The following is a 6,812-nucleotide window of genomic DNA, read 5'->3' as shown; positions in this document are numbered from 1 at the left end:
GGCCTGTTTCTCAGCACACTGCTGAGAAACAGGGTCTGCGAATGACAGCGATCGATTGGCTGCTTCTCGTTGCTTACCTCGTTCTCACCCTGGTGTTGGGGTTGTGGCTGGCCCGCCGCAACAGCGGCGAGGCGGATTATTTCGTGGCAGGCCGTCGTCTGAACGGTTGGTTGGCCGGCGCCTCGATGGCGGCCACCACCTTCTCCATCGATACGCCGCTCTACGTCGCCGGCCTGGTGGGTGCCCGCGGCTTGGCGGGCAACTGGGAGTGGTGGAGCTTTGGTTTGGCCCACGTGGCAATGGCCGTTGTCTTTGCACCCCTCTGGCGCCGCAGCGGTGTGCTCACCGACGCCGCCTTCACCGAGCTGCGCTATGGGGGAGCGGCGGCGGCTTGGTTGCGTGGCATCAAGGCTTTCCTGCTGGCCGTGCCAGTGAACTGCATCGGCATCGGGTATGCCTTCCTCGCCCTCCGCAAGGTGGTGGAAGCGCTTGGGCTGGTGTCGGGTCAACCCGCTGCACTGGGACTGACGGACACGGTCTGGCTCTTGATGGTCGTGGCCCTGTTTGTGATGAGTTACACCGTGGCCGGTGGGCTCTGGGCCGTCGTGGTCACCGATCTGGTCCAGCTTGTGCTGGCGTTGGTGGGTGCCCTGGCCGTGGCCGCGGCTGCCCTCCATGCCGCAGGAGGGATGACAGCGCTGTTGGAGCAACTGCAGGCGCTGCAGCGGCCGGAGCTGCTATCTCTGGTGCCCTGGACCTGGGATGACTCGGGCTTCCGCTGGTTGCAGGGCAGTGGCATCAGCATCCCGATGTTCACGGCCTACATCGCTGTGCAGTGGTGGAGTTTCCGCCGCAGCGATGGGGGTGGCGAGTTCATCCAGCGCATGCTGGCCACCCGCGATGAGCAGCAGGCGCGGCTGGCGGGTTGGGTGTTTCTGGTGGTGAATTATCTCGTGCGCAGCTGGCTCTGGATCGTGGTGGCGCTGGCGGCCCTGGTGCTGTTGCCGGCCGGCGCTGATCTTGAGCTCGGCTATCCCGCCCTGGCCGTGCAACTGCTGCCCCCCGTGGCGCTCGGACTGGTGGTGATCTCTCTGGTGGCGTCGTTCATGAGCACCGTGAGCACCTCAGTGAACTGGGGAGCCAGCTACCTCACCCACGACCTCTATCAGCGCTTTGTTCGCCCCTCCGCCGGTCCGCTCGAGCTGTTGCTGGTGGGACAACTCACCACGGTGCTGCTGCTCGTTCTTGGGGTGATCACCGCTTTGATCAGCGACAGCATCGGCATAGTGTTTCGACTGGTGATTGCGATCGGGTCCGGCTCCGGTGTGGTTCTGGTGCTGCGCTGGTTCTGGTGGCGCGTTAACGCGGCGGCGGAGCTGTCGGCGATGCTCTGCGGGTTTTTCGTTGGAATGTTCACCTCGGTGGTGCCCCTGGTGCGGATCGAGGATTACGGAGTTCGCATTGCAGTGATCACCGGTCTCTCCGCAGTGGTCTGGTTGGCGGTGATGCTGAGTACACCTCCGGAATCGGATGCTGTTTTAGAACGGTTTGTGCGGGCGTTTCGTCCCCCGGGTCCCGGCTGGTCACGCTTACGCCAGCGCTTCGGCGTCATGCCGATAGAGTCGTTGCCCGCCATGTTGCGGCGCTTCGTGCTGGCCTGCGGTGTGCTGTTTGGCGGTCTGCTCGGCACCGGAGGCTTCCTGTTGCATCAACAGTGGAGTGGGTGGATCGGTCTGTCGGTGCTGATCCTCTCGATCTGGCAACTGCGGCGGCGTGTCGATGCCGTGCTCTCTTGAGCAGAATGGTGCCTTGATTGGCGTGTTCCGGTGTCGTTTTTTCGTTCCACCCTTTTGCCGGCTTTGATTGTTCTCCTGTTCGCCCTGGCGTTGGTGGCCGTGAGTGCTCGCATCTGGCTTCCCGGTGACATGCTGGCTCCAGCTCCCATGGGTTGAGCCCTGGAATGGCTCCCCTAGCATCCCCACATGACTGACGATCGCAGCCAACAGAAGGACCGGGGGCTTTCCAATCTTTCCGTGGATCCTGATCTGCTGGCGCGTGAGCTGGCGGCAGAAGACGACGTTGATCCGCTTGATGCGATCCAGCTTGACGCCGCCGAGCAGGATTCCTCCCTGGAGATTGCCCGAGCCTGTGACCAGGGCCTGGTCTGGTTGCGTGGCAACCATGGAGAACGGCTGCAGGGCCTGCAGGTGTTCTGTGAACACCGTGATCCCCGGGCGATTACCCTGCTACTGCCCTTGCTCCAGAACTCCTGTCCGGTGGAACGGATGAGTGCCGTCTACGCTTTGGGCCGCAATCCATCGCCGCCGGCTGTTGAGCCGCTGTTGCAGCTGCTGCAGCTCGATGCCAATGCCTACGTCCGGAAGGCTGCGGCCTGGAGCCTGGGCAATTTCCCCGATGCTCCGGTGCTCAATCCGCTGATCCGGGCGCTGCAGACGGATGTCGCAGCGGTGCGCCTCTGGTGTCCAGGTTCGCTGGCGGAAGCCGGCAGCCGTTCACCGATCAAGGCCGACCCCGCGGCGGGGCAATTACTGGTGAGTCTGCGCATCGACAGTGAAGCGGTGGTGCGCAGTAACTGCATCTGGGCTTTGGGCCGTTTGATGGATCAGCTGGTGCAGCCGCGGCAAGCCGAGATCGTTGAAACCTTGGTGAGTGCCCTGCTCCATGACGGAGAGATCTCCGTGTGCGATGAGGCCAGAACCGCCCTCGAGCAGCTGGAGGATCCGCTGGTGCTGGAACGCCTGCAGGCCTTGATCAATGACGGTTTCATGCTGTAGCGCCGCTCTTCTAACGGCAAACGCGCAACATTCAGGGGTGACCCCCACTAGATTGCTGCGCAAGTCACGCTTCTTCGATGCCCCAAAAGACCATTCGTTTCACCATTCGGCCTGATGGCCGCGTGGAAGAACGGGTCGAGGGTGTTGCAGGTGACGCGTGCCAGCAGCTCACTGAAGAAGTGGAAGCTGCTCTTGGAACGGTTGAACGTCAGGAGTCCACATCCGAAACGTTTCTGCAGCCTGAGGTCCAGTCCCAGTTTCTTCCCGCTCATTTGAACTGATGTCGCACTTCAGCACCGTCAAAACCGAACTGCGTCAGCTGGAGCCTCTGGTGAAAGCTCTGGAAGACATGGGTTATGCCCCTGATCAGGGCGAACGCCCAGTGCGTGGCTACCGCGGTCAGACCGTCACGGCTGATCTGGCCATTGCAGTGCAAGACGGTGGTGATATCGGCTTCCGCTGGAACAGTGCATCGAAGTCCTACGAGCTGGTCACCGACCTCGATCTGTGGAAACAACAGATTCCTGTGGAACGTTTTCTCTCCAAGCTCACCCAGCGCTATGCCTTGAACACGGTTCTGGCTGCTACCACCAAGGAAGGTTTTCAGGTTGCCGAGCAGACCCAAACCGAGGATGGTTCGATTGAAGTGGTGGTGACCCGCTGGGACACCTGAATCCTGGCTGATCCTTCGTCTCACGCTTTTTCTGCTCCCGCCCGGCCGCTGGAGCAGGCCACCGGGAGGGAGCCTCTGCTCGGGGGGGACATGCGGGATCAGGCCGTCTGGGTGGATGAAGCCGTCTGCATCGGCTGTCGTTACTGCGCCCACGTAGCTGCTAACACCTTTGTTGTTGAGCCGCATTTGGGACGCTCCAGGGCGATCCGTCAGGACGGCGACTCCACCGAATGCATCCAGGAGGCCATCGACACCTGCCCCGTAGATTGCATCCACTGGGTTCCTTTTGAGTCGTTGGAAACGCTGCGGCAAAACCTGATCCGCCAGAATCTGCAACCTCGTCCCCAGGGTTGATGGCGCTTCCCACCTGCCGATTCGGCCGCACGGAGCTTGAGATTCCCCTGTTGTCTCTGGGGGGGATGCGTTTTCAGCAGAGCTGGACCGACCTTCCTGCCGATGAGATCACGTCTGCGTCGCAGACCCAGCTCGAGGCGATCCTAAAGCGCGCGGTGGATCTGGGCTTTCATCACGTGGAAACGGCACGGCACTACGGCAGCTCTGAGCGTCAGCTGGGTTGGGCCCTGCCGCGCACACCCGACCCCTCCCGTCTGCTGCAGAGCAAGGTGCCCCCCCGGCCCGATCCCGACGCCTTCGAAGCGGAACTGGAGCTCAGTTTTGAGCGACTGGGATGTGAGCGCCTGGATCTATTGGCCATCCATGGCATCAACCTGCCGGAGCATCTCGAGCAGACCCTTCAGCCTGGGGGCTGCATGGAGGTGGTGCGTCGCTGGCAGGCGGAGGGTCGCATCGGTCACGTGGGCTTCTCCACTCATGGCCCGACAGCCTTGATTGCAGAGGCCTGCGACTCCGGTGCCTTCGATTACGTGAATCTGCACTGGTATTACATCCGCCAGGACAACAGCCCTGCTTTGGATGCGGCCTGCCTTCAAGACATGGGGGTGTTCATCATCAGTCCCACCGACAAAGGCGGCCATCTGCACACGCCATCCCAACGGCTGTTGGAGCTGTGTGCACCGCTGCATCCCATCGTCTTCAACGACCTGTTCTGCCTCCAGGATCCGCGGGTGCACACCATCAGCGTGGGAGCGGCCCGGCCGGAGGATCTCGAGCTTCACCTGGAGGCATTGCACTTGCTGCCGGATGCAGCGTCCTTGATTGCGCCGGTGGATCAGCGGCTTCGGCAAGCGGCCGATGAAGCGCTGGGTCGTGACTGGATGGCCACCTGGTCCGTCGGGCTGCTGCCTTGGCATGCGACGCCCGGGGAGATCAATCTGCCGGTGTTGCTTTGGCTGTACAACCTGCTGGAGGCCTGGGATCTCGAAAGTTATGCAAAGGCCCGCTATGGGTTGCTGGGCTCTGGCGGCCACTGGTTCGCCGGTGCTAATGCCGATGGCTTGGATGGCGAGGTCAGTGCCGAAGAGCTGCAGAGCGTCCTGCAAGACAGCCCATGGCGTCAGCGCATCCCCGAGATTCTGCGCAGCCTCAAGCACCGGCTCAAGGGGGCATCCCAGATGCGCTTGTCGAGCGTCTGAGCCTTCGTCTTAGCCCCCGAGGGGATCCCGGCTGGGCGTTCCCACGCCCCTTGGGTAGCTGCGGGGGCAGAGGCCGTTCGGCTGCACCCGCAGCAGGTGACGCGTGCCGCGATCACCGGGCAGTTGTCGGTGCTGCAGCTCGATCAGACGGGCCTGCAACAGGCGCAGGGCCCTGTTAAACGGCATGGCATCGATGTCAGTCCACTGGCCCCGATACAGCAGGGCCTGGCCGTCGGTTTTCAGCAAGGGCACGAGGTATTCGGCCACCACAGGAGCTGCAGCCACAGCCCGGGCCACGGCGCGGTCGAAGCTGCTGCGGAAGTTGCGATCGCGCCCAGTGGTTTCGATTCGCTCGGTGCGGACCCGCACCCGATCGGCAAGCCCCAGGCTGCTGGCCATGGCTTCCACGGCGGCGGTCTTGCGCCCGACGGAATCCAGCAGGGTCATCTGTGCCTGCGGCAGGGCAATGGCGATGGCGAGACCGGGGAAGCCTCCCCCGGTTCCCACATCAATCCAGTGCTGCGGCTCGTCCGCTAACTGGAGTTCCCCTGCTAGCGGCCAAAGGCTGTCGAAGACCTGACCAATCCAGAAATCATCGCCGTCCATCAGGCGCGTGAGGTTGACCCGTTCATTCCAGCTTTGCAGCAGGCCTTGAAGTTCCACCAGCTGGTTGCGCTGCGTTTGCGATGGCTGCCATCCGAGGGCATTCCAGAACGCCGGTTCAGGCGCGGTGGCGGCCATGGCTGCACCAACAACTTTTCTTAGGATGAAGGACCGACTGTCCCCTGTGCCCGAAGCCCGCCCCAGCCATCACGAACGGCTTGGCGTACGCCCCGGGGTTGACGCCGAAACCTTGCGCCAGGCCTTTCGGCGCCAGTCCAAGGCCCTGCATCCCGACACCACGCAACTGCCGCATGAGCAGGCCAGCATTGCTTTTCAGAAGCTCAAGGAGTCCTACGACGTTCTGCTGCGCCAGAGCCAAGCAACCCTCAGTCTTGGCGCCCAGATGCCGTCATCGCCCCTGCAGAGTCAGTCCCGCCCGGATGCCTGGCAGGGCATTGGTCAACGAAGGCCTCTCTCCGGCGGGGAATGGTTCTCGCTGGCGCTGTTGAGCATCGCGTTGTTGCTCAGCCTGGTGCTGGGGTTGGGGGTGGCTCTTGCCCAGGGCCGCGACTGGCAGGTGTCGCCGAGTTGGCTGGCGGATGAGCAGACTCAGAACACATCCGTGCGTTCGCAATCTGATGGCCGCCCTGCCCCCGGAGAGCACCCCGCTGAATCAGCACTCTCTCCCGGCGCTTGAGGCCTGGCTTCAGCAGCTGGGTGCCGTCCGCATGGACGACAACCCCTGCCAGTGGATGCTTGAGCGTTCTGAGTGGAGGGCTCTGTTGCTGCTGGAACGGGAGGACCTCAAAGTGATCTGGCACCCCGGTTCCCTGGAAGCGATGCTGCAGTGTTCGCTGCCCTATGGCCTCTCCCGGGCCGACGTCGAGGCGGCGATTCAGGCGGGTCCCTGAGGCCACAACATTCAGAGCTGATTGAGGGCCATTTCCAGCACCGAGTAGCACTGCTCCAGCTGGGCATCGCTGATGCAGAGCGGTGGTAGCAGATAGACCACCTGGCCCAGGGGGCGGAGGAAGACGCCGTTCTCCATTGCCAGCCGTTTCAATCTCGGCCCCGCCGGGTTGAGGTAGCCGGAGGTTCCCTCAACAACGAGATCGAAGCCGGCCACCGTCCCCGTCATCCGCGGGTGTTGCACCCGCGGATGACGTGCCAACCGTTTGAGGTGCGGAC

Annotated in this window: 11 protein-coding genes; 9 read left to right on the top strand and 2 right to left on the bottom strand. The window is 62.9% G+C overall.

What is annotated here, in order from left to right; genetic code table 11:
• Positions 1-41: 41 nt before the first annotated feature.
• The 7 genes from ACGVJ8_RS07640 (at position 42) to ACGVJ8_RS07610 (ending at position 5,021) form a co-directional block, all read left to right on the top strand.
• Positions 42-1,796, top strand: coding sequence for a sodium:solute symporter family protein (locus ACGVJ8_RS07640; protein WP_392346918.1), 1,755 nt, complete (start codon positions 42-44; stop codon positions 1,794-1,796).
• A 30-nt stretch (positions 1,797-1,826) separates the two neighbouring features.
• Positions 1,827-1,952 carry a hypothetical protein gene (locus ACGVJ8_RS07635; RefSeq protein ID WP_255444647.1) on the top strand — a complete coding sequence of 42 codons (126 nt, stop codon included), beginning with the start codon at positions 1,827-1,829 and terminating at the stop codon, positions 1,950-1,952.
• A 30-nt stretch (positions 1,953-1,982) separates the two neighbouring features.
• On the top strand, positions 1,983-2,795 hold the full coding sequence (locus ACGVJ8_RS07630; protein ID WP_392346914.1) for a HEAT repeat domain-containing protein: 813 nt from the start codon (positions 1,983-1,985) through the stop codon (positions 2,793-2,795).
• A gap of 77 nt (positions 2,796-2,872) precedes the next feature.
• A complete protein-coding gene (locus ACGVJ8_RS07625) occupies positions 2,873-3,076 on the top strand; it encodes a DUF2997 domain-containing protein (protein WP_392346912.1) in 204 nt (67 codons plus the stop codon).
• Positions 3,076-3,468, top strand: coding sequence for a DUF1257 domain-containing protein (locus tag ACGVJ8_RS07620; RefSeq protein ID WP_392346910.1), 393 nt, complete (start codon positions 3,076-3,078; stop codon positions 3,466-3,468). Before ACGVJ8_RS07625 ends, ACGVJ8_RS07620 begins: the two co-directional genes overlap by 1 nt.
• 3 nt (positions 3,469-3,471) lie before the next feature.
• Entirely contained in the window at positions 3,472-3,822 is a 351-nt protein-coding gene (locus ACGVJ8_RS07615) for a ferredoxin (RefSeq protein ID WP_392346916.1), read from the top strand.
• Entirely contained in the window at positions 3,822-5,021 is a 1,200-nt protein-coding gene (locus ACGVJ8_RS07610) for an aldo/keto reductase (protein ID WP_392346908.1), read from the top strand. Before ACGVJ8_RS07615 ends, ACGVJ8_RS07610 begins: the two co-directional genes overlap by 1 nt.
• A 9-nt stretch (positions 5,022-5,030) precedes the next feature.
• Here ACGVJ8_RS07610 and rsmG read toward each other — a convergent pair whose 3' ends face one another.
• Positions 5,031-5,762 (bottom strand): 16S rRNA (guanine(527)-N(7))-methyltransferase RsmG, encoded by a 732-nt coding sequence (gene rsmG, locus ACGVJ8_RS07605; RefSeq protein ID WP_392346906.1) that lies wholly within the window; start codon positions 5,760-5,762, stop codon positions 5,031-5,033.
• A gap of 25 nt (positions 5,763-5,787) precedes the next feature.
• Between rsmG and ACGVJ8_RS07600 the strand changes: the two genes are divergently transcribed.
• Both ACGVJ8_RS07600 and ACGVJ8_RS07595 read left to right on the top strand, forming a co-directional pair.
• Positions 5,788-6,321 carry a J domain-containing protein gene (locus tag ACGVJ8_RS07600; protein ID WP_392346904.1) on the top strand — a complete coding sequence of 178 codons (534 nt, stop codon included), beginning with the start codon at positions 5,788-5,790 and terminating at the stop codon, positions 6,319-6,321.
• A complete protein-coding gene (locus tag ACGVJ8_RS07595; protein ID WP_226425259.1) occupies positions 6,263-6,535 on the top strand; it encodes a DUF3143 domain-containing protein in 273 nt (90 codons plus the stop codon). Before ACGVJ8_RS07600 ends, ACGVJ8_RS07595 begins: the two co-directional genes overlap by 59 nt.
• 11 nt (positions 6,536-6,546) lie before the next feature.
• Here ACGVJ8_RS07595 and ACGVJ8_RS07590 read toward each other — a convergent pair.
• Positions 6,547-6,812: aminotransferase class III-fold pyridoxal phosphate-dependent enzyme (locus ACGVJ8_RS07590; protein ID WP_392346902.1), on the bottom strand; the 266-nt coding region annotated here is incomplete at its 5' end.

It is taken from the genome of Parasynechococcus sp., assembly GCF_042954245.1.
GTDB lineage: Bacteria > Cyanobacteriota > Cyanobacteriia > PCC-6307 > Cyanobiaceae > Parasynechococcus.
The sequence above is the reverse complement of the archived record's forward strand: the minus strand, read 5'-3'. Positions and strand labels throughout refer to the sequence as shown.

What these genes read in the sequence shown, in the direction of transcription:
- ACGVJ8_RS07640 (WP_392346918.1), top strand. Translation starts at nt 42, where the DNA reads ATGACAGCGATCGATTGGCTGCTTCTCGTTGCTTACCTCGTTCTCACC.
- ACGVJ8_RS07630 (WP_392346914.1), top strand. Translation starts at nt 1,983, where the DNA reads ATGACTGACGATCGCAGCCAACAGAAGGACCGGGGGCTTTCCAATCTT.
- ACGVJ8_RS07625 (WP_392346912.1), top strand. Translation starts at nt 2,873, where the DNA reads ATGCCCCAAAAGACCATTCGTTTCACCATTCGGCCTGATGGCCGCGTG.
- ACGVJ8_RS07620 (WP_392346910.1), top strand. Translation starts at nt 3,076, where the DNA reads ATGTCGCACTTCAGCACCGTCAAAACCGAACTGCGTCAGCTGGAGCCT.
- ACGVJ8_RS07610 (WP_392346908.1), top strand. Translation starts at nt 3,822, where the DNA reads ATGGCGCTTCCCACCTGCCGATTCGGCCGCACGGAGCTTGAGATTCCC.
- rsmG (WP_392346906.1), bottom strand. Translation starts at nt 5,762, where the DNA reads ATGGCCGCCACCGCGCCTGAACCGGCGTTCTGGAATGCCCTCGGATGG.
- ACGVJ8_RS07600 (WP_392346904.1), top strand. Translation starts at nt 5,788, where the DNA reads ATGAAGGACCGACTGTCCCCTGTGCCCGAAGCCCGCCCCAGCCATCAC.
- ACGVJ8_RS07595 (WP_226425259.1), top strand. Translation starts at nt 6,263, where the DNA reads ATGGCCGCCCTGCCCCCGGAGAGCACCCCGCTGAATCAGCACTCTCTC.